We start from the raw sequence: 21,490 nt of genomic DNA, 5'->3' as shown, positions 1-21,490 counted from the left end.
GCCCCGCGGGGTGCGGGGGCGCGCCGCCGAGGGGTGGGGCCGCAGTCGGTCGGGCCCGTCGGTTCGGTCGGAGCGGACGTGGGTCAGACGCTAGGGAGCCGGGCCCAGCGGGCGCATCGGACGGGGGTATGGCCCGAGGCATCGGACGGCGGACCCCTGCATGCCCGTGTCGGCCGAAAGTCGCAGGGGCCCACCCCGGCGCAGGGGAACCGAACACCGCTCGGTAGGCTCGGTGCGCCCTCCAAGAACCCGTCGGCGCCCGGGAGGCGCGGGAAAGGCGGCCCCATGAGCAGCAGCGTGACCCAGGAGATCGACCCGGTGCTCGCCCGGAAGGCGTGGGCGGCGCTGGAGCCGTACCACAGCGGCGTCTACTTCTCCCCGGAGGCGCAGCAGAAGTACCAGGAGCTGGGCGCCGACCCGCAGCACTCCTACTTCGCCGCGCGCGCGGCGCCGATGGGGCCGGTGCCGGCCGAGGTGGTCGTCTCGACCTTCTACAACTTCTGCCCCGACCTGGTCCGCCGGGCGGTGCCGGCCGTGTGGGAGGCCGCCTCCCCGCAGGACTACGTGCAGGCGCGGCTGAGCGGCATGGACGCCTCACTGAGGCGGATCCTGGGCGACCGCGTGGACGGCCCCGAGATGCGCAGGGCGGCCGAGCTGGCCCGCACCGCCGCCGAGGCGGCGGCGGACATGCCCGAGGGGCGGCCGCTGTTCGCCGCGCACGCGGCCCTGCCCTGGCCGGAGGAGCCCCACCTGGTGCTGTGGCACGCCCAGACCCTGCTGCGCGAGTTCCGGGGCGACGGACACATCGCCCTGCTGGTGGCCGGCGGGCGGAGCGGGCTGGAGGCCGTGGTCCTCCACGCCGCCACGGGGAGCGTGATGCTGAAGTTCCTGCGGGCGAGCCGCGCCTGGCCCGACGCGGAATGGGACGCCGCCGTGGAGCGCCTGCGGGCCGAAGGACTCGTGAGCGAGGACGGCGGCCTCGCCCTGACCGACAAGGGCGCCGAGCACCGGGCCGAACTCGAGGCCGCCACCGACCGGCTCTCGGCGGCGCCCTACGCCGCCCTGGGAGAGGAGGGCTGCAAGGAGCTGCGCACCCTTGGCAAGCCCCTGGGCAAGGAGGTGGGCGCCGACCTGCTGCCCTGGATGCGGCCTGTGAAGTAGGCGTCCGAAGGCGCCCTACCCGTCGGTCCCTCGCCTCTTCTTCGGCCGCCGCCGAGGTCGGCGAGGGGCCGCGGTTCTCGAGGTCGGCCCGGCCGGCCCCGGTGAGCTGACCCGCCGGGCGCCGGGACCGGCAACGCCCTTCCTCTCAAGGCTCCCTCCCGCTGACGGCGCGGGCCGGAACAGGCCGGGCGGAGAAGCGGTTGGGAGGAAGGGAGCGGCAGGCCGGGCAGAAGGGGCGGGCGTGGAGCACGGCGCGGACATCGACGTGGCGGTGGTCGGCGGGGGACAGGCGGGCCTGGCGGTCGGCTACCACCTGCGGCGTACCGGGCTGGAGTACCTGATCCTCGACGACGCTCCCGCGCCGGGCGGGGCCTGGCCACTGTACTGGGACTCGCTGCGCCTGTTCTCCCCGGCCGAGCACAGCCCGCTGCCGGGGTGGTGGATGCCCGAGCAGCCGGGGGAGCCCTTCCCCACGGCCGGCCACGTGGCCGACTACTTCGCCGCCTATGAGGAGCGCTACGGCCTGCCCGTCCGGCGTCCGGTGCGGGTCCGGGAGGTCCGTCCCCAGGGCGCGCGCCTGGCGGTGCGGGCCCGGACCGCCGAAGGGCCGCGGGAGTGGCGGGCCCGGGCGGTGGTCAGCGCGACCGGAACCTGGTCACGGCCCCACACCCCCGACCTCCCCGGCCGGGGGCGGTTCGGCGGGCTCCAGCTCCACGCGGCCGACTACCGCAGACCGGACGCCTTCGCCGGTATGCGGGTGGCGGTGGTCGGCGGCGGCAATTCGGCGGCGCAGATCCTCGCCGAGCTCTCCGGGGTCGCCGAGACCTTGTGGGCCGCCCGCCGCGAGCCGCGACTGATGACCGACGACGTGGACGGACGGGTGCTGTTCGACGTGGCCACCCGCGCGGCCGCGGCCCGCCGGGAGGGCGTGCGCGGCGACGGGGTCGCCGACCTCGGCGACATCGTCATGGTGCCCCCAGTCCGCCAGGCGCGGGACCGGGGTGTGCTCAAGGCGCACCCGATGTTCGAACGCCTCACCGCTAAGGGGCCGGTGTGGTCCGACGGCCAGGAGTGGGAGTGCGACGCGATCGTTTGGTGCACCGGCTTCAGCCCCGCCTTGGAGCACCTTGCGCCGATGGTCGAGCCGGGCGCCGACGGCACCGTCCCGACCGACGGGACGCGGTCTCTGGCCGACCCGCGGCTGCACCTGGTCGGCTACGGCGACTGGACCGGCCCCGCCTCGGCCACCATCATCGGCGCCGGAATGGCGGCCAAGAAGGCGGTGAAGGAGATCAAGGCACTACTGCAGGGATGAGGCCAGGGCCCGGGCGCGGACGCGCCGGCGCTCTCGGTGCTCCCCCTGCCAGGTGTTTCGGGGGACAGGACGTCACCATGCCCTCGGCGGGGGACCGATGTCCCCCGGGCGAACGAGGGGGCACGGTGAAACCGGCACGGTCGGGGCACCTCATTCTGAACCGCCGGGCGCCTTTACAGGCGGACCCTGCAGGAGCGAGGCCAGGGCCGCGTGTTTGGGGTGTTCGGGCCGGTGCCGCTCTGCAGTGAGGGGCTGACCGCCCTCTCAGGGGCCCAGGTGTTTCGGCGGCTGGTCGCCGCCGGGCACCCTCGGTGGGGGAACGACCTCGCTCGGACGATCAGGCGGCACCGAGGACGCCGCACGGTGTGCGGAGCTGCTGGGTGGCCCTGTGAGCCGCCCGGCGCTTCCCGATGAGATCAGGCGTCGAGTTCCACGCGTTCGAACAGGGCGGTCAGCCCCAGGCCGCCCGCGATGCCCAGCATCGCCAGGCCCTGCTCCCCAGGACGCGTCTCCGGGTCCCGGACCAGGGCGCTGTACAGGCGCGTCACCAGGATGGCCCCAGACGCCCCGAAGGGGTGCCCCAAGGCGATCGCCCCTCCGTCGAGGTTGACCGACTCCTCATCGACGCCCAGCTGGTCCAGGCTGGCCAGCACCTGGGCGGCGAAGGCCTCGTTGAACTCGATCCTCGGCCCGCGCACGTCCAGCCCCGGCTGCCGCCCGACCAGCCTGCGGGTGGACTCCACCGGCCCGATCCCCAGCAGGTTCGGGTCCACCCCCGCCGCGGCCGCGTCGACGAACCCCAGGGCCGAGCGCGCCCCCAGCGCGCGGGCCCGCGCCGCGCTCGTGACCAGCATCGCGCTCGCCCCGTCGTTCAGCGGGCACGAGTTGCCCGCCGTGACCGTCCCGTCCTCGGCGAACACCGGGCGCAGCGACGCCAGGGCCTCGGCCGAGGTGTCCGGGCGCGGGCACTCGTCGCGCCCGACCGGCCCGCCCCGCGTAGGAACCGCAACGGTCTCGGCGTCGAACCGCCCCTCCGCCGCCGCGGCCACCGCCCGGCGGTGGCTGCGCAGTGCGAAGGCGTCCTGGCGCTCGCGGCCCACCCCGTAGGCTCGCGCGACGTTCTCCGCGGCCTCGCCCATCTCCGGGTCGCCGACCTCCTCGGGGGCGAACCGCGCACGCGCATAGAACCGCGGCGTCCCGGTGAGCCGCGTCGGGCGCTCGGCCCGCCAGGGAGCGGTGCTCGTGCTCTCCACCCCTCCGGCCAGGTAGGCCTGCCCGGCCCCGGCCGCGACCAGGCGGGCCGCCTGCACGACCGCCTCCAGCCCGGACCCGCACTGGCGGTCCACGGTCACCCCGGGGACCCCCAGCGGCAGGCCGGCGGTGAGCGCCGCCAGACGGGCGACGTTGCCCCCGCCGCCCGCGGCATTGCCCACCACCACGTCGTCGACCTCGGCCGCAGGCGCACCCGCCTCCTCCAGTACCGCGCGCAGCACCGGCACCAGAAGGTCCTCGGCGCGCACCCGGGCCAGCGCACCGCCGGCGCGCCCCACCGGGGTGCGCAGGGCGGCCAGCACCACCGGGCGGCGGTCCTCAGGCGGCGGGGACGGGGACGAGCCGGGTGTCACCATGGGCGATCCAATCCTCCAGAGCGGTGCGGGACACCTTCCCGCTGCGGGTCAGCGGCCACTCGCGCGCCGCCCACAGGCGGCGCGGGACCTTGTGCCGGGGCAGCAGGGCGGCGCACTCGGCGCGCAGCCGGGCCCGGGTCAGGCCGTCGGTGCCGGGGCCGGAGACCACGGCCGCCAGCACCTGCCCCAGGTAGGCGTCGGGAAGCCCGAGCACCACGGCCTCCTCCAGCCCCTCCAGCCGGGTCAGCGCCTCCTCGACCTCGCCGGGGTGGACGTTGAGCCCGCCGGTGATCACCATGCCGCCCGAGCGCCCGGCCAGGTACAGCTCCCCGTCCTCCGAGAGCCGCCCCAGGTCGCCGACCGTGGCCCACTCCCCGTCCGTCCGAAAGCCCGACCCGCCGCCCGCGTCGCGTCCCTCCCGGGCGTCGTCGTCCCAGAGGTAGCCGGAGGAGGCCAGCGGCCCGCGTACGAAGACCGTGCCCGTCTCGCCGGCCGGAAGGGGCGCGCCGTCCTCGCCGCGCACCTGCACCTCCACCCCGGGGAACGGGCGGCCCACGGCACCGGGCTCGGCCGCCGAGGGGTCGGTGCCGGGCGGCGTGTGGCGCACGGTGACGAAGCTCAGCTCCGAGGCGCCGTAGTACTCGCGAACGTGTGCGCGCGGGAACAGGGCCATGGCGCGACGCGACGTGGACGGGTCGAGCCGGGCGCCGCTGCTGACGACGTTCTCCACGTCGGGGAAGGCGCCGGGCAGGGCGTCGGCCCGCCCTGTGCTCTCGGCCCGGGTGTCGGCCTCGGTGCTGTCGGCGAGCCCGCGCAGCATCGTCGGCACCACCACCAGCCGCGTGGCACGGTGCTCAACCAGCGCGCTCCGGGCCCGGACGGCGTCGAACCGGGGGAGGGTGATGCAGCACGCCCCCTCATAGAGGGCCTCGGTCAGGGCGTACAGCCCCAGCCCGTGGGACAGCGGGCCGGGGACGAGCGTGCGGTCCCCGGCGCGTGCGCCGAACACCTCGCCCCCGTGGTGCAGGCTCGCCCGCCACGAGCCGCGTGTGCGGTGGAAGGCCTTGGGCGGTCCCGAGGTCCCCGAGGTGAACCCGACCAGGAAAGGCGACTCGTCCGGGCCCGGTGTCAACTCCTCCTCGGGGGCGGCCCCCAGGGCCTCCTCCAGGCGCGGGTCGCGCTCCTGGCCGCCGGCGCCGTCGACCAGCACCGGCAGGCCCAGGTCCCGGGCCGCCTCGGCGATGGGGGTTCCCCCGCCTGCCGCCACCAGGTCGGGGCCCAGACGGCGCAGAACCTCTTCGGCCTGCACGCGCGGCCAGGACGGGTCGAGGACGGCGCACCGCCCTCGGCCCGCGATCGCCCCGGAGTACAGCTCGGCGAAGACGGGGGAGTTCCCGGTCCCCAAGGCCAGCAGGCCGTCGCCGCGCCCAGAGGCCGCGCGCAGCACCGCGGCCACGGCGGCGGCCCTGCGCGCAAGCTCGCCGTACCCGATGCGGTCTTCGCCGAGCACGAAGGCCGACTGCTCAGGCTGCCTGCGGGCGTGCTCCAGGATGCGCGCGCTCAGCGGCACGGTTCCTCCTCCACGGCGTCACGGCCTCTCGGGCCCGGGTGCTCGGCGGCCCGGCCGGCTCACTTCAGCTCCATGCTGTAGGAGCGGGCCACACCGTGCGCCACCAGGGTCGCGGCCACCGCCTTGATCAGGTCCCCGGGGACGAACACCATGCCGCCCGCCGCTGCCTCGCGCAGTGCCAGGCCGCTGCTTACCGACAGCCACGGGATCCCCAGCGCGTACACCACGGCGATCCCGCCGACCACGCAGGCGGCCAGCACCGCACCGGCCTTGGCCCACCCGCGGGTCAGGCGCCGGGCCCAGTACTTGACCATCAGCCCGGTCACCAGCGCCCCGGGGATCCACCCCACCAGGTAGCCGCCGGTGGGCCCGGCGAACACGCCCAGGCCGCCCCGGCCCCCCGCCAGCACCGGCAGGCCGACCGCGGTCAGCAGCACCACCAGGCCGCAGGCCAGCGCTCCCCGAACCGGCCCGAGCACCGCGCCCGCCAGCATCACCCCCAGGGTCTGCAGCGTGATGGGCACCGGCACGATGCCGATGGTGATCGGCGGGACCAGTCCCAGCGCGACGATGATCGCGGCGAACAGGGCGACGAGTACGACGTCCCGGGTGGTGATCCCGCGGTCCTGGGGGCGGTTCACGTGGGGTTCTCCTCGGTGCGGGCGCCGCCCTCCGGGCGGCGCGGGGGCGGGTAGCAGCGTGCGTCGATCGCGTCGGCCACGTCGTCGGCGGCCTTGAGCGTGCGCACGATCAGGGGGACGAGCAGGGCGACGGGGCTTGCCTTGAGGCCGCGTGCGGCCTGGGCCTCGCGGATCTCCTGGAAGCGGCGGAAGACCTCCGGGACGAACCGCAGCACCAGCGACACGCCCAGGCTGATCCGCTCGGGGTTCGCCACCCCGATGCGGGCCAGGGGGGCGGTCAGGCGCTCGAAGAACTCCAGCAGGTCGGCCGGGCGGGTCGTCAGGGTCACCGCCAGCGCCAGCAGGATCAGCGCCGCGAGCCGCAGCAGCATGGCCACCGCGGTCTGGGGCCCCTGGAACAGCGACGTGGCGGCGAAGAGCACCGCCAGCATCACCCCCACCGGCAGCAGCCGCGCCCGCAGCGCGGCCAGCGGCGCCCGCGCCGACAGCACCAGGCCCGCCGCCACCGCCGCGGCCGCGCCCAGCACCGCCGGGTGCGACAGCAGGAACAGGCCGATTCCGGCGGCGAAGAGCACCGCGAACTTCACCCCGGCCGGCAGCCGGTGCAGCGGCGTGTCCCCCGGCACGTACAGCGTGGTGTTCACGAGCAGTGCTCCCGGTACCAGGCCACCGCCTCGGCGGGCCCGCCGTCGAAGGCGATCCCGCCCTCGTGCACCACCAGCACCCGGTCGTAGCCGGCCACCAGCTCCAGGTCGTGGGTGACCACCACGGCCGCCTGCTCCATGGCCGCCACCGCGTCGCGCAGCCGGTTGCGGTTCTTCAGGTCCAGCAGCGTGGTGGGCTCGTCGAAGACCACCGTGCGCGGGCGCATCACCATCACCGAGGCCAGCGCCACCAGCTGCTTCTCCCCGCCGCTGAGCAGGTGGCTCTGCCGCTCGGCCAGGTGGGAGATGCCGAACTCCTCCAGGGCCCGGGCGATGCGCCCAGGGATCTCCTTCTTGGGCAGGCCCAAGTTCTTCAGCCCGAAGGCCATGTCCTCGGAGACGATGGGGAAGACGATCTGGTTGTCGGGGTTCTGGAACACGAACCCGACCCGCGAGCGCACCCGGCGGCCTTCGGTACGGGTGTCGAGCCCGTCAACGAGGACCTGCCCCTCGTCGGGCACCACCAGCCCGTTGAGCAGCCGCGCCAGGGTGCTCTTGCCCGAGCCGTTCTGCCCGATGACGCCGATGCGCCGCTCGGTCAGGCGCAGGTCGAGCCCGCCGAGCACCGGGCGCCCGTCGTAGCCCGCGCCGACCCCGCGCAATTCGATCACCGGTGCTTCGGGCCGCACGCCGGTCTGCCCGGCCGAGGGCGCCGGGCCGGGGGCGGGGCCGGTGGCCGAGGTCATGCCCGCCCCTCCGCATCGTCGGACCCGGGGGACCCATCGGACCCGCCGGAGGCCTCGGGCCCCGCGGCCTCGCGCAGGGCGGCGGCGGTCGGCTCCGGCACCGGGACCGGGCGGCCCGTGGCCGGGTCGACGCACACCCACACCACCTGGGCGCGGGCGGCGGCCGCGCCCTCAGGGGCGCCCTCGTTACGGGCGACCACCGCGAAGGTCAGGCTGGTGCGCCCGATGCGCTCCACCCGGGCCGCGATCTCGGCGGGCTCGCCGAAGCGCAGCGGCCGCTCGTAGACCACCTCGACCTTCTTGACGTGGTAGGCCGCCGCCGAAGAGGCGGGGTCGAACAGCCCGCTCAGGCCGGCCTCGCGCAGGAACTCGTTGACCGCGTCCTCGGCGTAGGCGACGTACCGGCCATTGTGCATGTTGCCGTGCATGTCGACGTCGGAGAAGGGGACGCGTAGGCGCATGGGCTGCTTCCTCGGGGCGGGCGCCCGCGCGGGGCGCCGTCGTCGTGGTCCTCGCCCCGCCGTGTGCAGAGGCGGGGCCACCTCTTGTGTACCCGATCGGCCTTCGGCGTCGTTACGTTGGGTCCCGACAACAACGGCGAGGGGAGAGGATCACGTGCGCAGAGCCGTCGTCACCCGCTTCGGCCCGGCCGACGAGGCGGTCGGGGTGGAGGACTACACCCCCCGCCCGCCGGGGGAGGGGGAGGTGCAGGTGCGCATGGCGGCGGCCGCGGTCAACCCCTCGGACCTGGTCACCATCGCCGGCGCCTACCCCTCGCGCACGCCCCTGCCGCACATCCCCGGTTTCGAGGGGGTGGGGCGCGTGTGCGCCGTGGGACCAGGGGTGCAGGGCCTGCGGGAGGGGGAGCGGGTGCTGCCCATCGGCGGCCCCGGCGCCTGGCAGCAGGTCAAGACCGCCGAGGCCCGGTGGTGCTTTCGCACCCTGCCCGAGCTGACCGACGAGCAGGCGGCCCTGGCCTACATCAACCCGCTGACCGCGGTGCGCATGGTGCAGGCCTACGCCCAGGGCTCCCCCCGGCCCGCGGCCGCGGTGAACGCGGCCGCATCGGCGATCGGGGGGATGCTGGGGCGCCTGCTGCACGGGCGCGGCGTCCGGCCGGTGGCGCTGGTGCGGGGGGACGCCGCCCGGCCCGCGGTGTCGGGGCCGGAGTGGGCCGGGGCGGTGAGCACGGACCGGCCCGGCTGGGAGCGGGACCTGGAGCGGCTGACCGGGGGCGGGCCCGACGTGGCCTACGACGCCGTCGGGGGCGACGAGGGGGCCCGCCTGGCCCGGACGCTGCTCCCGGGCGGGCGGCTGGTGCACTACGGGCTGCTGTCGGGGCTGCCGCTGCCGGGGGACCTGGCCCGCAGCAGGCCCGATGTGCGCATCGTGCTCTTCCGGCTGCGCGACTGGGTGCACGCCGCCCCGCGCGCGCAGGTGCAGGAGGCGCTGTACGAGGCCGGGCGGCTGGTCCTGGACGGCACGGCCGCCTCCAAGGTGCAGGCCGCCTACCCCTTGGACCGGGTGCGCGAGGCGGTCGTGGCCGCCCAGGAGCGCGGAGGAAGGGGCAAGGTGCTGCTGCTCCCCTGATGCGCTCCCAGCGGTCCGCCGTCCTCACGGGGCGGTGCGGGTGCGCTCCCGGGCCAGGTCGCGGGCGAGGTGGGAGGGGCGCAGCCGCCGCGAGCGCCGCAGGCGGGCCAGGTCCGCCCGTGTGTCGTGGGAGAGCTGCAGGTGGAAGTAGTTCACCTGCTTGAGGATCGCGAACAGCCACAGCGCCGCGCCCGGCCACGCGTGCGTCCACGGAGCGCCGGAGCCCAGGCCCAGGCCGACCACGACGGCGCCGGCGGCCAGCAGGACGGGGTTGGCGGCGCGGAGCACGCGGAAGAAGGGCAGTCCGGCGGTGCGGGGGCGGCCGGCGAGGAGGCCGCGGTACTTGAGCCACCAGTAGGCGCCGCCCTCGAGCAGGACGAGCAGGACGAGGCCGAGGCCGGTGAGAGGGGCATCTCCCAGAGCCAGGCCACGGCGGGAAAGATGAGCAGGGCGTTCACCCACTCGAGGACGGCGAGGGTGCGCAGGCGGCGCATGGTCGGTTCGGAGCGCAGGGCGGCACGGTCAGGGCTTTCTAGAGCAGGGGAGAAGGACGCGCTGCCCGGAGGGGCGCGCCGGCGGCACAGGGCAGTGCTCGCATGTGCTCACCGTGTGGGGTGCGGGGATGGTCCCGGTGATGGTCGATCATGAGCTTAGGCCCTGGACAGCGCCGGTGGCGCAGCGCGCGCTCGGTCGTCCACCGGGGAGGGGAGTGGGCGCAGTATCGGTCGCGTGTCCCAGAGCGCTGGGGGACGGAGAGCGATGCGCTCTGAGCACTTCAAGAATCTACGTCGTAAAGTCAGTGGTTCTGAGTGGCCTCGGCCTCCCTTCAATAGAGGAGCGGCTACGCCGCACTCACTTCCCTGGGGGCACGAGGGGAAGGTGCGACATACAGGGCCAAAGGTTCGATTGCCTAAGCGCTGGTCTGTGCGAAGAAGTGTGGAACTTCGGGGGACGCGCCGGGCGGCGGAACACGGTCCGGGCCCAGGCGGAGGCGGAGGTAGATTTCCCGGCATGCCGATCAACGAGATCCCGGGGTCCGTCGTGGCCTATACCGACGGGGCGTGCAAGGGGAATCCGGGGCCGGGCGGGTGGGGCGTGGTGCTGAGGTTCGGCCCCCACGTCAAGGAGCTGTACGGCGCCGAGGGGGAGACCACCAACAACCGCATGGAGCTGATGGCGGCGATCATGGCGCTGGAGAGCCTGACGCGGCCGGTGCCGGTGGTCCTGCACACCGACAGCACCTACGTGCGCAACGGCATCACGCGGTGGGTGCACGGATGGAAGCGCAACGGGTGGCGCACCTCGGCCAAGGAGCCGGTGAAGAACGCCGACCTGTGGCGGAGGCTGGACGAGGCGGCCGGCCGCCTGGAGGTGGAGTGGCGCTGGGTCAAGGGCCATGCGGGCGACGAGGGCAACGAGCGGGCCGACGCACTGGCCTGCCAGGGCAGGGACGAGGCCGCGGGGGTCTGACGCCCGGTCCCGGCCCGTGTTCGGGCACGGGGGCCGGGGCGCATTCTGATGGCTGCGGTCGTGGCCTCCTCGACCCCGCCGCCCGGTCCGGCCGGTTTCCGCGCACCGGCGGTCAGACGGTGAACAGGCCCCAGTACGCGGCCCAGGGCAGCAGGACGGCGGTGCCGGCGAGCAGCGAGCCCAGGCGGATCTTCGCGGGGGTATCGAGGGAGGCGCGTGCACGGTAGCCGCGGATGCCCAGGGTGAGCGCCGCCGCGGCGGCGCCCAGGGTCGCCAGCTGCAGTGCCAGCCACGGCAGCGGGTGCCCGGCGAGGACCGGGCCGGGTGCCGTCCCGGCGCCCTGGCGGTTCGGCGACCGGGGTGCAGCCGGGGCCGGCCGCGCAGGCGGGAGTAGGCGCCGGTGGCGAGGGAGCTCCCGAACGCGATCACGAGTACGGCGAAGGCGGTGAGCTGGACGCCGGGTGACTCGTGCGCGGCCAGTGGCGCGAGCGGTTCGCTCTCTTCGTCCTGTTCCGGAGCCGGGTCCGCCCTTTCCGCGGCGGGGGCGTCGGGCAGGCCGTGCCCCCATTCGGTGACCGCTTGGACGTACTCGGGGGAGTGGTCGCGCAGGCCTCATCGGCCGACCCCTGGTCCGAGCCGACCGATGCGGACACCGCACACTGGCCGCGCGAACTGCAGACTGTCACCGCGCTGTCCGGCGCCTGGCACCACCGGCGGCTGGAGCTTGATGGACGGCCCGGCGCGCGAGTGCCCGAGCGCGTGGCCGGCGGACTCGGGCCTCGCCGTGTCCGCCGGGGCCGCCGTCGCCCGCCGGCGTTCTCGAGGAGCGCGTGGTCGGCGCTAGGTGCTGAAGCTCTCGGCCCTGCTGGCCCGTCCCTGCCAGACGCTCCGGAGGGGGCGGCGGAAGCGGTCAGGGGCCGCCCGTGGAGCGGGCGCGGGGTCCGGGGCGCTGCGGGCGGGCGGCCGGACCCCGCGGTCGAGGGGCGCGTTCAGTCCGCGCGGTGCCGCCGTGCGGCGAGGTCGGCCTGGCCGCCCGCACCCACGGCGTGGGCCCGGGTGGCCGCCCCGGCCGCAAGGCGGTCCTGGAGGCGGCGCAGTTCGCGGGGCCCGAAGGCGGCGACCACCGAGGGCAGGGCCCCGCGTGCGCCCTGCAGGGCGCGCAGCCAGGGCTGGCCGTAGACGTGCGGGGAGCGGCGGGCGATCCCGGCGACGATGCGGTCGGCGGCCGGGGGGAGCGGGTGGGTGAGGTTGAGCGGCCAGGGCAGGCGGGAGCGGAGCTCGCGCAGCGCGGGGTCGTCGTCGGCGCCGCGGACCATGTCGGTGTCGGTCCAGGACAGGTAGGCGATGCCGGTGGTGACGCCGTGCAGCGACTCCTCGGGGCGCAGGCAGTGCATGAAGGCCTCGACGCCGGCCTTGCCGGTGCAGTAGGCGGCCATGAGCGGGGCCGGGGTCAGGGAGGCCAGGGAGGCGACCTGCAGCAGGTGCCCCCGGGAGCGGCGCAGCGCGGGCAGGAAGGCGCGCGCGGTGGCGATGCTGCCCATCAGGTTGACCTCGACGACCCGGTCGAAGGCGTCGGGGTCGGTGTCGCCGAAGGGGCCGCCGGTGGCGATGCCGGCGTTGGCCACGGCGATGTCGATGCGGCCGTAGTGGTCCTCGATGGCGCGGGCGGTCTCGGCGAGGGCCGCGCGGTCGGTGACGTCGGCCTCCCAGTGGGCGGCGTCGGGGCCGCATTCGGCGGCGACGGCCTTGAGCTCGTCGGGTTCGAGGCCGACCAGGGCCACGCGGACGCCCTGGTCGGCCAGCTTGCGGGCGAGGAGGGCGCCGAGGCCGCGTGCGGCGCCGGTGATCACGGCGGTGCGGCCGGCCAGGCCGGGGTGGGTGCGGGTCATGCTCCGGCCTCCTGGGTCTTCTTCTTGGCCTTGGGCTTGGCCGCGCCGTTGGCGGCGGGGGCGGGCAGGTGGGCCGCTGCCATGTCGGTGAGGAGGGCGGCGATGCGGTCGGGGGCCTCCAGGGGGGTCATGTGGGCGGTTCGGGGGATCTCGGTGAAGGTGCGGCAGTCGGCCAGCATGCGCCGGGTGCGGTGGGCGTGGGGGAGGGGGATGAGGCGGTCGCGGGTGCCGTGGACGACGGCGGTGGGCATGTCCAGGGCGCGCAGGGCCTCGTCGAGGTCGAGGGTGCCCAGGACGTGTCCCCAGCGGGCGCGGGCGGCGGGGTGGCAGGCGTGGACGAGGCGGGCGGTGAAGTCGGTCATGCGGCGGTCGGCGCCGGGGGCGGTGGTGATGTAGCGGACGGCGGCGCGGGTGAGCGGGGTCTTGGGTCCCAGGGGCAGGGGGGCGCCCAGGGCGGCGCGGTGGAGGGCGGCGCGGGCGGCGCTGCCGGAGGCGGCCAGGGGCAGGACGGTGGAGGTGTGGGGCAGGCGGCTGCTGCCGGTGCTGATGAGGGCGACGGCGGCGGCGCGCTCGCGCAGGGCGGGGCGGCGGGAGGCGGCCATGAGGGTCATGCCGCCCATGCTGTGGCCGGCCAGGACGGCGGGGGTGCCGGCGGGGACGGTGGCCTGCAGGACGGCGCACAGGTCGTCGGCCAGGGCGGTGGTGGAGTAGCCGGCGGCGGTGGCGGGGCGGGCGCTGGAGCCGTGGCCGCGCTGGTCGTACATGACGATGCGCAGGTGGCGGGGGAGGCGGTTGACGACGGGGGCCCAGAAGGCGGTGGTGCAGGTCCAGCCGTGGGCCAGGACGAGGACGGGGCCGTCGTCGGGGCCGGTGGTCTCCACGTTGAGGAGGGTGCCGTCGGCGGATTCGACGGTGCGGTGCTGCCGTTGGGGGGTCATGTCGGCTCCTCGGTGGCGTCCGCGGGGGCGGGACGGGGGTCGGGGTGCACGGGTTGTTACCGACGGGTCGGTCGGTATGCCGCCCGAGCGTAGACCATGACAATGGGCATTGGAAGGGTTATCCGTTTTTCGGTGGTCGCCGCGGGGCCCCGCTCAGCTCGCGGGATTCGCCGCGGTAGGGCCGATCGGCCTAGGATTCGGCGGTGATGGATGCGGCGGACGAGCAGGGCGAGGGCCTGGAAGGCCTGGTCGAGGCGATCCCGGTGTACGTGCCCGAGGGCGAGGAGCGCCCCGGGAGGGTGAGCTCGGTGACGGCGGACCCGGTCGCGGGCACGCCGCTGCGGGCGGTGGTCGACTTCGGGTCCACCCCGGAGGGGCGGGACACCGGCCCGGACGTTGAGGTGGCCACCAGGGTCTGGGACGGGCCGGCCGAGGAGCGGGCGCTGCGGGGGCTGTGCGCCGAGCGCGCGCTGATGGAGCGCCGTATGCGCGACCCGCAGGGCGGGGCGGCCCTGTCGCTGGGGGAGGACGCGTGCTGGTCGCAGGCCGAGCTGTCCGTGGACGGCGGAGCGGTGCGGGCCGTGGTGCTGGTGACGGGGATGTGCTGGGTGGCCGCGGCAGAGGCGGAGGAGGGCGTGCTGGTGCGCGTCTACACCCCGGCGCCGGGGCCGGGTCCGCTGCGCCTGGTCCGGGTGCACGATGCGTCGCTGCTGGAGCCGATGCGCGGCCGCGGCTGAGCAGCGGTGCCGCAGTGCGTCGGCACCGCCCGCGCCGTCCCCCACGGGCACGGCACCCGCCCCACTGCGAAGTCCCGGGACGGAAAACCGGCAGGAGTCGTTGGCCGACCGGGGGATCGGTGTTCTTCGGGGCCCGCCGCTGGGGTCGCTTCGTCCGCCCGGTGGGGCTGCGGCCCGAGGTCCGTGCCTCTGCGACGCCCCGGCGGTGGAGGGAGCAGGGTCGTGGAGCGCGCGTCCCGCGCCTTGCTGCGGCCGGTCGCGGCTTCGGGAGATAAGGGCTCGATAGGGTCGCCGAGTCCCTGCGATCACCGGGTCCTCGGGGCCGGTGCACCGAGGAGCCGCCGATGTGCCGCTGCGATTCCGCCTATTCCGCCTACGCCGCGCGGGCGGCCGCCTACGGGACCGTGGCCGCTCACCTGTCGTCGTTGAGCGACCGGCGGCTCGCTGAGGCCGTGTCGTCCGCCTCCGTGGTCGGATCCGGCATCGGCGGCAGGTCCGCGGAGCTGGACGTCGACGGCACGCCCGTCTTCGTCAAGAGGGTGCCGTTGACCGACGTGGAGGCCCGGCCGGAGAACGCCGGATCCACGGCGAACCTCTTCGGCCTGCCGGTGTTCTACCAGTACGGGGCGGGCTCGGCCGGGTTCGGTGCCTGGCGGGAGCTGGCGGTCCACGCCGCGACCAGAACCTGGGTCCTGGAAGGGCGGCACGAGGGCTTTCCCTTGATGTACCACTGGCGTGTGCTGCCCGATTCCCCTCCCGAGGGCTTCGTGGACGAGTTCGGCGGCATCGACGGCGCGGTCGCCCACTGGGAGGGCTCACCGGCCGTGCGCGAGCGGCTGGAGGCCATCGGTCGCTGCTCCCGCAGTCTGGTGCTCTTCCTTGAGCACGTGCCGCGGACACCGGGTGCGTGGCTGAGCGCGCACCGCGGGAACGCGGCTCGGGCCGGCGACGGCTCCGCGTATCGGTGGGTGGAGGAGGCCTTGGTGCGGGGAGCGGCGTTCATGAGCTCTCGCGGGCTCGTGCACTTCGATGTCCATTTCGACAACCTGTTGACCGACGGCCGTTCGATCTACTTCGCGGACTTCGGGCTGGCCCTGAGCTCGGGATTCGCGCTCTCAGCCGCCGAGGAGCGGTTCCTTGCGGACCATCTGGCCTACGACCGCCATTCGGCCGCGAGCCATCTGCTCCGCCACCTCGTCGACTCCCTTCGGGGCGACACGGACGGACACGTGTTCCTTCGGGAGTGGTGCGCCGGCCGAAAGCCCGGCGGAGTTCCCGCGGAGACCGCGGGGATCATCGACCGGCACGCCCGGCCCGTCCTCGTCCTGGACGGCTTCCACCGCCGGCTGCTCACGCGGAGCAAGAGGACCCCCTTTCCGGCCGCCGAGCTCGACCGCGCGGCGGCCGAGGCGGCATGGTCGGGCAGGCAGTGCACGGTCTCGGCCACAGGAGGACGGGCGGGGATGACGGATTCTCGCGTTGCGGTGTCCGCTTGGAGGGGGACGCCAGGGGGCCCTGTCGGCACCGGTGACGGCCGTTCGTTGGGCCGTGCGGCGGGGCGGAGCCTAGAGTCGCGTCCATGGTGAACGTTCTCAGTAGCAGGTTCGTGATCAGGCCGACCGACATGGAGCGCAGCCTGGCGTTCTACCGGGATGTGCTGGGACTGGCGGTCTACCGCGAGTTCGCCACCGGGGAAGGGGAGTGGGGGACGGTCTTCTTCCTGGGCGGCGGCTTCCTGGAGCTCTCGGGGGGTTCGCGGGTGCGGCCCGAGCCGCAGGCCACGCAGCTGTGGCTGCAGGTGGAGAACGCCACCAGTGCACAGCAGGAGCTGTCGGAGCGCGGGTGCGTGATCATGCGCGAGCCGCGGCGGGAGCCGTGGGGGCTGATCGAGATGCATGTGACCGACCCCGACGGACTTCTCCTGCACATCGTGGAGGTCCCGACCGACCACCCTCTCAGGGTGCGCAGGGACGTCCCGTCCGAAGGGCGGTGACAGGGGAGCGGTCCCAGGGCGGCGGCACCGGGCAGATACGGTGCGGGCGGGCGACGGCGGCGGTCCCGCCCGCCGGGCACGGAGCCACCGCAGGAGGCTGAGCACGCTGGGGAAGACGCCGCCGGAAGAGGGACGGGCCCTGAGGTAGGGACTAGTTCGGGCGGGGCGTTCGACGGTACACAGAACTAGTACTTTGAATCTACGCCATAAAGGCAACACTGGTTACCAGTAACCAGTCACTGCATACCGAGATCGTGCGGCTACGCCGCACTCATCTTCTGAAGCGCGCCCCACCCACGACGAAATGGAGCTTTCGGGCATAGCGCCTGTCCCTGTCCGGGGAGAGGCGTGTCCGCGGCCATGTGCGGCGGCGGAGCAGGCCAGCGGGTCCGCGCTCGAATCCCGGGTAAGGCGGGCGGCGCGACGGCCGAGGCGCGCACTCAGGGCGCCCTGGGAGGCCTTCGTCTAGTGGCCCGATCGCTCTGGGCCCCACGGGCAACGCGGCCCCTCGCTTCCCCTCCCCTACTCCTCGGCCCGGTCCTCCAGGCCCGCGACCATGAGGCGGCGCGGCCCCGGGCCCTCCTCGGAAAGGCGGTCGTAGGGGTTGGACAGCACGCACCGCTCCAAGGAGAGACAGCCGCAGCCGATGCAGTCGCTGAGGTCGTCGCGCAGCCGCTCCAGCTGTTCGATCCGGGCGTCCAGCTCCGAACGCCAGCCGCGGGACAGGCGCGCCCAGTCCTCCACGGTCGGGGTGCGCTCGTCGGGCAGGCTCTCCAGGGCGGTGCGGATGCGCGCCAGCGGGATGCCCACGCGCTGGCTGACCTTGATGAAGGCGATGCGCCGCAGGGTGTCGCGGGCGTAGCGGCGCTGGTTGCCGGCGGTGCGGCGGCTGGTGATGAGCCCTTGGCGCTCGTAGAAGTGCAGGGCCGAGACGGCCACGCCGCTGCGCTCTGCGACCTGGCCCACGGTGAGCTCCTTGCGCTTCCAGGCCTCCTGGGCCACCTGCGGCCTCCCCTCGCACGCCCTGCGTCGGGCACGAGGGTAGCCCACCGCGCCGGGTGGGGCCGCGGGCGGCCGCCGTGCGTGCGGCTGGGAGAGGCGCTGCTGCTGTGCGCGGGCGAGTTGGGCACCAATGCGGTGCGGCATTCGCGGTCGGGGCCGCCGGGCGGGGTGTTCACGGCTTGGCTGTGGCAGGGCGCGGAGGGGGTGTACCTGGAGGTGCGCGGCCTGGGGTTCGTGAGCGCGTTGTGCGGTGGGCGTGTGGGCGGCACGGTGCCGCCGCATCCGCAGGGGCACACACGGTCCGGTGTGAGCTGGTGGCCGGGGAGCCGGCCGGCCAGGGCCGGTGGCGCGGTCGTGCCCGCGTGGTCCGGTCGGCCGACTCGGCGTCGGCATGATGTGTCGGCTTGAGGTGGCGGTGGTTCCTGCTCTGCGCTCTGCCGTCTTCTCTTCGGGCGTGCGGCCGTCGTCGCCCCGAACCGGGGGCGTGTCTGGGTGGTGCCGGGGGTGTTCGCGTGCGGGGTGTCAGGCGGGGGTGAGGGGGATGCGGCCCTCTTCGAGGGCGGTGAGCACGGCGGCGGCTCCGCCTTTGGCCGCTGCGGTCAGGCCGAGGGTGGAGGGGTGGATGAGGTCGCCGGGGGGCGGGGCGTGCATGTGGGTGCGGGCGGTCCGGCGTGCGGGGGGCAGGAGCCAGGGGGCCAGGTCGGTGTAGTAGCCGCCGAGGATGATGGCGGCGGGGTCGAGGAGGTTGGCGAGGATGGCGCAGCCCTGGCCGAGGCGGTGTCCGGCGCGGGTGAGGGCGGTGAGGGCGCGGGGGTCGCCGTTGCGGGCGTTGTCGGCGGTGGTGGCGACGGCGTGGGTGAGGGCGGTGTTGGTGGGGGTGTGGGGGTCGGGGGCGGTTCCGGCGGCGTGGAGGATGGCGTCGATTCCGGCGAGGGCTTCGAGGCAGCCGCGGCGGCCGCAGGCGCAGTGGGGGCCGTCGGGTTCGAGGGTGACGTGGCCGATCTCGCCGGCGTGGCCGCGGGTGCCGGTCAGGGGGGTGCCGCCGGTGAGGATGCCGGCGCCGAGGCCGACTTCGCCGGTGAGGTAGACGAGGTCGGGGGTGTGGGCGAGGTGGCCGAAGCGGTGTTCGGCCAGGGCGGCGAGGGTGGCGTCGTTGCCGGTGATGTGGGGGCCGGTGGGTGCGGGGGGCGGAGGGAGGAGGTCGGTGAAGGGGGTGTGGGTCCAGCCCAGGGGCGGGGAGGTGAGGACGGTGTGGGTGGCGGGGTCGATGAGGCCGGGGATGGCGATGCCGGTGCCCAGGAGGGTGCGGTGGGCCAGGGCGGGGTGGTTCAGGGCGCGGGTGATGAGGTCGGCGGCGGCCTGGGCGGTGGCTTGCGGGGTGGCGGTGCGGGTGTCGTGGTCGGTGTGCAGGGTGAGGAGTTGGCCGCCGGTGGGGTCCAGGGCGCTGGCGGCGAGGTAGTCGGCGTTGACTTCGAGGCCGAGGACGGCGCGGCGGGCGGGGTCGGGGCCGAGCATGAGGGCGGGGCGGCCGGCGGTGGGGGTGTGGTGGGGGCCGTGTTCGGTGATGAGGCCGGCGGCGGTGAGTTCGTCGACGAGGCTGGAGACGGTGGATTTGGTCAGGCCGCTGGCGGTGGCCAGGCGGGCGCGGGAGCAGGGGGCGTGGGTGCGCAGGGTGCGCAGGATGAGGCCGAGGTTGGCGGCGCGGATGGTGTGTTTGGTGGCGGGGCGGTCGGTGGTGGTCACGGGGCCATTGTGTCGTGGTCGGGTGGGGTGTGCGGGGGTGGTGGGGCATTGACGCGGGGTTTGTTCGGTGACCAGACTAATGGGGGTCGGCAACGCTTCTTCCCCCGAGGAGGTCCCTGATGGACTACCGCCCCCGCCCCGAGGACAGGTTCAGCTTCGGTCTGTGGACCGTGGGCTGGCAGGGCGTGAACACCTTCGGTGCGGCGGTGCGCGAGCCGCTGGACCCGGTGCGCGCGGTGCACGAGCTGGCGGGCCTGGGCGCCTGGGGGGTGAGCTTCCACGACGAGGACCTGATCCCGGCGGGCACCGGCGGGGCCGAGCGCGAGCGCATCGTGGATCGCTTCACCAAGGCGCTGGAGGAGACGGGGCTGGTGGTGCCGATGGCCACCACCAACCTGTTCAGCGATCCGGTGTTCCGTGACGGGGGGTTCACCTCCAACAGCCGCCGGGTGCGGCGGCTGGCGCTGCGCAAGGCGGCGGCCAACATCGACCTGGCGGCGCGGCTGGGGGCGCGCACCTACGTGTGCTGGGGCGGCCAGGACGGGGCCGAGAGCGAGGCGGGCAAGGACGGGCGCGCGGCGCTGGAGCGGCTGCGGGAGGCCTTCGACGCGCTGTGCGGCTACATCCGCGAGCAGGGCCATGATCTGCGGCTGGCGGTGGAGCCCAAGCCGAACGAGCCGCGGGGCGATGTGCTGCTGCCGACGGTGGGCCACGCGCTGGCGTTCATCTCGGAGCTGGAGCACCCGGAGATGGTGGGGGTCAACCCGGAGGTGGGCCATGAGCAGATGGCGGGGTTGAACGTCGTGCACGGGGTGGCGCAGGCGCTGTGGCACGGCAAGCTGTTCCACATCGACCTGAACGGGCAGCGGGGGGTCAAGTACGACCAGGACCTGCGGTTCGGGGGCGGTGACCTGCGTGAGGCGTTCTTCCTGGTGGACCTGTTGGAGCGGGAGGGGTACGCGGGCCCGCGGCACTTCGACTTCAAGCCGCCGCGCACCGAGGACGATGCGGGGGTGTGGGAGTCGGCGCGGGCGTGCATGCGCAACTACCTGATCCTGCGGGAGCGGGCGGCGGCGTTTCGGGCCGATCCGGAGGTGGCCGAGGCGCTGGAGGCCTCGCGGGTGGGCGAGCTGGCGGAGCCGACGCTGGGTGCGGGGGAGTCGCTGTCCTCGGTGCTGGGCGAGCGGGAGGCGGACCTGGAGGGGCTGCGGGCCCGGGGGTACGGGTTCGAGCGGCTGGACCAGTTGGCGACCGAGTTCATGCTGGGTGTGCGCGGGTAGTGCGCGGCGCCAGGGCCCGGACCCCCTTGGGGGCCGGGCCCTTTTGCCGTGCGGGGCGTTGCGGGGTCAGGGGGCGAGGAGGATTACTGCGGGATTCAGCGGTAGAGCCTCTCCCCGCTCGTCCCCGCTCGGCGGCCAAGGCCGCAGAATCCGCTGTCGCTACTCACGGGTTGCTTGTCCCGTCGCCGGGTGTGCGGGCAGGCTCCCCTTCTTCGACGGCGGGGTGGACGGGTGCTTGGCGGAAGCGAACTGTCCCGTGGCGATCAGGACCACGACGAGCGCGAGCGGGACGATCCACCCGCTCCAGCCGAGGATCGTCGCCTGCGTGGTGTCGACGTGCTCTCCCGCCGCGGCGAAGAGGAGGTAGGTCCCGCCCGCCGCGTTGAACGCGGCATGTGCCAGGGCTGCGGGCCACACGGATCCCGATCGGAGCCTCAGCCAGCCGAAGACCGCGCCGATCAGAATGCACATGCCGACCATCGCGGTCAAGCCGAGCCAGCCCGGTGCATCGGGGTAGTTGTACCCGAGGAGGACGAGCGGGGCGTGCCAAAGGCCCCAGATCACGCCAGAGGCCAGGAGGGCCGGCAGAGTGCCGAGCGGCATCAGTTTCGGGAGCAGCCACCCGCGCCACCCGAGTTCCTCGCCCAGCGCCGGGATGAGGTTGATGAACGCCGCCAAGGGGAGCAGGGCGATCTGGAGGGCGATGAGCGCGCCGACCGGTATCGGGATCTCGGCCGCTCCTGCGGTGCCCGCCTGCTCGTCGAGGGCCTGCTGGAAGGCGGAGAAGTTCGTGAAGTCGGCCGGATAGACCCCCAGCAGCGCGCCGACCGGGAGCGCCACCAGGACCAGGGCGATGGAGACGAAGATTCCCAGCGCCGAGTAGACGAGGAGTCTGCGAACCGGTCTGAGCGGCCACAGTCCGAGCGTCCACGCCTTCTGCTGCGGCCGCTCCACGAAGAACACGACGATGAGGGCGGCGATCGCGGGGGTCATCATCGTGGCGGTCGCCACGGGGGTGAACCAGGGGCTGGCGAGGCCGTCACCGAACCAGAGAGGGAGCGCGAGGAGCCAGGCGAGCGCGAAGGCCAGGGCGGTGAATACGCCGATGGGTCGCAGGTCCCGGCCGGTCATGCGGGGCCCGCT

The 21,490-nt window shown here is 74.7% G+C and carries 20 protein-coding genes; 8 read left to right on the top strand and 12 right to left on the bottom strand.

The window, feature by feature from the left end; all coding sequences use genetic code 11:
- Positions 1–285: 285 nt before the first annotated feature.
- Together D450_RS0105980 and D450_RS0105975 are read left to right on the top strand one after the other, a co-directional pair.
- Positions 286–1,161 carry an SCO6745 family protein gene (locus tag D450_RS0105980; protein WP_017537770.1) on the top strand — a complete coding sequence of 292 codons (876 nt, stop codon included), beginning with the start codon at positions 286–288 and terminating at the stop codon, positions 1,159–1,161.
- A 241-nt stretch (positions 1,162–1,402) separates the two neighbouring features.
- Positions 1,403–2,476: an ArsO family NAD(P)H-dependent flavin-containing monooxygenase gene (locus D450_RS0105975; RefSeq protein WP_017537769.1), complete on the top strand. Its 1,074-nt coding sequence runs from the start codon at positions 1,403–1,405 to the stop codon at positions 2,474–2,476.
- 416 nt (positions 2,477–2,892) lie between these two features.
- On the opposite strand, the gene D450_RS0105970 is transcribed toward D450_RS0105975, so the two are convergent.
- From D450_RS0105970 to D450_RS35145, 6 genes are read right to left on the bottom strand one after another with little or no spacing between them, the layout of a single operon-like run.
- Positions 2,893–4,104, bottom strand: coding sequence for a thiolase family protein (locus tag D450_RS0105970; protein WP_026124120.1), 1,212 nt, complete (start codon positions 4,102–4,104; stop codon positions 2,893–2,895).
- On the bottom strand, positions 4,067–5,674 hold the full coding sequence (locus D450_RS0105965; protein WP_017537767.1) for an AMP-binding protein: 1,608 nt from the start codon (positions 5,672–5,674) through the stop codon (positions 4,067–4,069). The genes D450_RS0105970 and D450_RS0105965 overlap by 38 nt, the downstream gene beginning before the upstream one ends.
- Before the next feature lie 59 nt (positions 5,675–5,733).
- Positions 5,734–6,315, bottom strand: a complete 582-nt coding sequence (locus D450_RS0105960) for a biotin transporter BioY (RefSeq protein WP_017537766.1) — start codon at positions 6,313–6,315, stop codon at positions 5,734–5,736.
- Positions 6,312–6,959, bottom strand: coding sequence for an energy-coupling factor transporter transmembrane component T family protein (locus tag D450_RS0105955; protein ID WP_017537765.1), 648 nt, complete (start codon positions 6,957–6,959; stop codon positions 6,312–6,314). Before D450_RS0105955 ends, D450_RS0105960 begins: the two co-directional genes overlap by 4 nt.
- The gene (locus D450_RS0105950) at positions 6,956–7,705 is read right to left on the bottom strand and encodes an energy-coupling factor ABC transporter ATP-binding protein (protein WP_017537764.1); all 750 of its coding nucleotides are present in this window, start codon (positions 7,703–7,705) and stop codon (positions 6,956–6,958) included. Before D450_RS0105950 ends, D450_RS0105955 begins: the two co-directional genes overlap by 4 nt.
- Positions 7,702–8,166 carry an acyl-CoA thioesterase gene (locus tag D450_RS35145; protein WP_017537763.1) on the bottom strand — a complete coding sequence of 155 codons (465 nt, stop codon included), beginning with the start codon at positions 8,164–8,166 and terminating at the stop codon, positions 7,702–7,704. The genes D450_RS0105950 and D450_RS35145 overlap by 4 nt, the downstream gene beginning before the upstream one ends.
- A 154-nt stretch (positions 8,167–8,320) precedes the next feature.
- Between D450_RS35145 and D450_RS0105940 the strand changes: the two genes are divergently transcribed.
- The gene (locus tag D450_RS0105940) at positions 8,321–9,295 is read left to right on the top strand and encodes a zinc-dependent alcohol dehydrogenase family protein (protein ID WP_017537762.1); all 975 of its coding nucleotides are present in this window, start codon (positions 8,321–8,323) and stop codon (positions 9,293–9,295) included.
- Positions 9,296–9,319: 24 nt separating this feature from the next.
- Here the strand turns inward: D450_RS0105940 and D450_RS0105935 are convergent, their stop codons facing one another.
- Positions 9,320–9,757, bottom strand: coding sequence for a hypothetical protein (locus D450_RS0105935; protein ID WP_017537761.1), 438 nt, complete (start codon positions 9,755–9,757; stop codon positions 9,320–9,322).
- 549 nt (positions 9,758–10,306) lie between these two features.
- Here D450_RS0105935 and rnhA point away from each other — a divergent pair.
- Positions 10,307–10,765 carry a ribonuclease HI gene (gene rnhA / locus D450_RS0105930; protein WP_017537760.1) on the top strand — a complete coding sequence of 153 codons (459 nt, stop codon included), beginning with the start codon at positions 10,307–10,309 and terminating at the stop codon, positions 10,763–10,765.
- 989 nt (positions 10,766–11,754) lie between these two features.
- On the opposite strand, the gene D450_RS0105925 is transcribed toward rnhA, so the two are convergent.
- Positions 11,755–12,654, bottom strand: coding sequence for an SDR family oxidoreductase (locus D450_RS0105925; RefSeq protein WP_017537759.1), 900 nt, complete (start codon positions 12,652–12,654; stop codon positions 11,755–11,757).
- Entirely contained in the window at positions 12,651–13,592 is a 942-nt protein-coding gene (locus tag D450_RS0105920; protein ID WP_017537758.1) for an alpha/beta fold hydrolase, read from the bottom strand. The genes D450_RS0105925 and D450_RS0105920 overlap by 4 nt, the downstream gene beginning before the upstream one ends.
- A gap of 206 nt (positions 13,593–13,798) precedes the next feature.
- Here D450_RS0105920 and D450_RS0105915 point away from each other — a divergent pair, with 206 nt between their 5' ends.
- The 3 genes from D450_RS0105915 to D450_RS0105905 all read left to right on the top strand — a co-directional run bounded on the left by D450_RS0105915 (position 13,799) and on the right by D450_RS0105905 (position 16,322).
- Positions 13,799–14,329: a hypothetical protein gene (locus D450_RS0105915; RefSeq protein WP_017537757.1), complete on the top strand. Its 531-nt coding sequence runs from the start codon at positions 13,799–13,801 to the stop codon at positions 14,327–14,329.
- Between the two features lie 344 nt (positions 14,330–14,673).
- The gene (locus D450_RS0105910; RefSeq protein ID WP_017537756.1) at positions 14,674–15,915 is read left to right on the top strand and encodes a hypothetical protein; all 1,242 of its coding nucleotides are present in this window, start codon (positions 14,674–14,676) and stop codon (positions 15,913–15,915) included.
- Positions 15,909–16,322, top strand: coding sequence for a VOC family protein (locus D450_RS0105905; RefSeq protein ID WP_017537755.1), 414 nt, complete (start codon positions 15,909–15,911; stop codon positions 16,320–16,322). Before D450_RS0105910 ends, D450_RS0105905 begins: the two co-directional genes overlap by 7 nt.
- Before the next feature lie 522 nt (positions 16,323–16,844).
- Here D450_RS0105905 and soxR read toward each other — a convergent pair.
- Both soxR and D450_RS0105895 read right to left on the bottom strand, forming a co-directional pair.
- On the bottom strand, positions 16,845–17,324 hold the full coding sequence (gene soxR / locus D450_RS0105900) for a redox-sensitive transcriptional activator SoxR (protein ID WP_017537754.1): 480 nt from the start codon (positions 17,322–17,324) through the stop codon (positions 16,845–16,847).
- 522 nt (positions 17,325–17,846) lie between these two features.
- The gene (locus D450_RS0105895) at positions 17,847–19,067 is read right to left on the bottom strand and encodes an ROK family transcriptional regulator (RefSeq protein WP_017537753.1); all 1,221 of its coding nucleotides are present in this window, start codon (positions 19,065–19,067) and stop codon (positions 17,847–17,849) included.
- Positions 19,068–19,186: 119 nt separating this feature from the next.
- On the opposite strand from D450_RS0105895, the gene xylA reads away from it, so the two are divergent.
- The gene (gene xylA / locus D450_RS0105890) at positions 19,187–20,347 is read left to right on the top strand and encodes a xylose isomerase (protein ID WP_017537752.1); all 1,161 of its coding nucleotides are present in this window, start codon (positions 19,187–19,189) and stop codon (positions 20,345–20,347) included.
- A gap of 159 nt (positions 20,348–20,506) precedes the next feature.
- Here xylA and D450_RS0105885 read toward each other — a convergent pair whose 3' ends face one another.
- Positions 20,507–21,478: a CPBP family intramembrane glutamic endopeptidase gene (locus tag D450_RS0105885; RefSeq protein ID WP_017537751.1), complete on the bottom strand. Its 972-nt coding sequence runs from the start codon at positions 21,476–21,478 to the stop codon at positions 20,507–20,509.
- Between the last annotated feature and the right edge of the window lie 12 nt (positions 21,479–21,490).

The organism is Nocardiopsis halophila DSM 44494, assembly GCF_000341245.1.
Lineage (GTDB): Bacteria > Actinomycetota > Actinomycetes > Streptosporangiales > Streptosporangiaceae > Nocardiopsis_A > Nocardiopsis_A halophila.
The sequence above is the reverse complement of the archived record's forward strand: the minus strand, read 5'-3'. Positions and strand labels throughout refer to the sequence as shown.

Excerpts from the sequence above, each read along its gene's own strand:
- D450_RS0105980 (WP_017537770.1), top strand. The coding sequence starts at position 286 with ATGAGCAGCAGCGTGACCCAGGAGATCGACCCGGTGCTCGCCCGGAAG.
- D450_RS0105970 (WP_026124120.1), bottom strand. The coding sequence starts at position 4,104 with ATGGTGACACCCGGCTCGTCCCCGTCCCCGCCGCCTGAGGACCGCCGC.
- D450_RS0105950 (WP_017537764.1), bottom strand. The coding sequence starts at position 7,705 with ATGACCTCGGCCACCGGCCCCGCCCCCGGCCCGGCGCCCTCGGCCGGG.
- D450_RS35145 (WP_017537763.1), bottom strand. The coding sequence starts at position 8,166 with ATGCGCCTACGCGTCCCCTTCTCCGACGTCGACATGCACGGCAACATG.
- rnhA (WP_017537760.1), top strand. The coding sequence starts at position 10,307 with ATGCCGATCAACGAGATCCCGGGGTCCGTCGTGGCCTATACCGACGGG.
- D450_RS0105925 (WP_017537759.1), bottom strand. The coding sequence starts at position 12,654 with ATGACCCGCACCCACCCCGGCCTGGCCGGCCGCACCGCCGTGATCACC.
- D450_RS0105920 (WP_017537758.1), bottom strand. The coding sequence starts at position 13,592 with ATGACCCCCCAACGGCAGCACCGCACCGTCGAATCCGCCGACGGCACC.
- D450_RS0105915 (WP_017537757.1), top strand. The coding sequence starts at position 13,799 with ATGGATGCGGCGGACGAGCAGGGCGAGGGCCTGGAAGGCCTGGTCGAG.
- D450_RS0105910 (WP_017537756.1), top strand. The coding sequence starts at position 14,674 with ATGTGCCGCTGCGATTCCGCCTATTCCGCCTACGCCGCGCGGGCGGCC.
- D450_RS0105905 (WP_017537755.1), top strand. The coding sequence starts at position 15,909 with ATGGTGAACGTTCTCAGTAGCAGGTTCGTGATCAGGCCGACCGACATG.
- xylA (WP_017537752.1), top strand. The coding sequence starts at position 19,187 with ATGGACTACCGCCCCCGCCCCGAGGACAGGTTCAGCTTCGGTCTGTGG.
- D450_RS0105885 (WP_017537751.1), bottom strand. The coding sequence starts at position 21,478 with ATGACCGGCCGGGACCTGCGACCCATCGGCGTATTCACCGCCCTGGCC.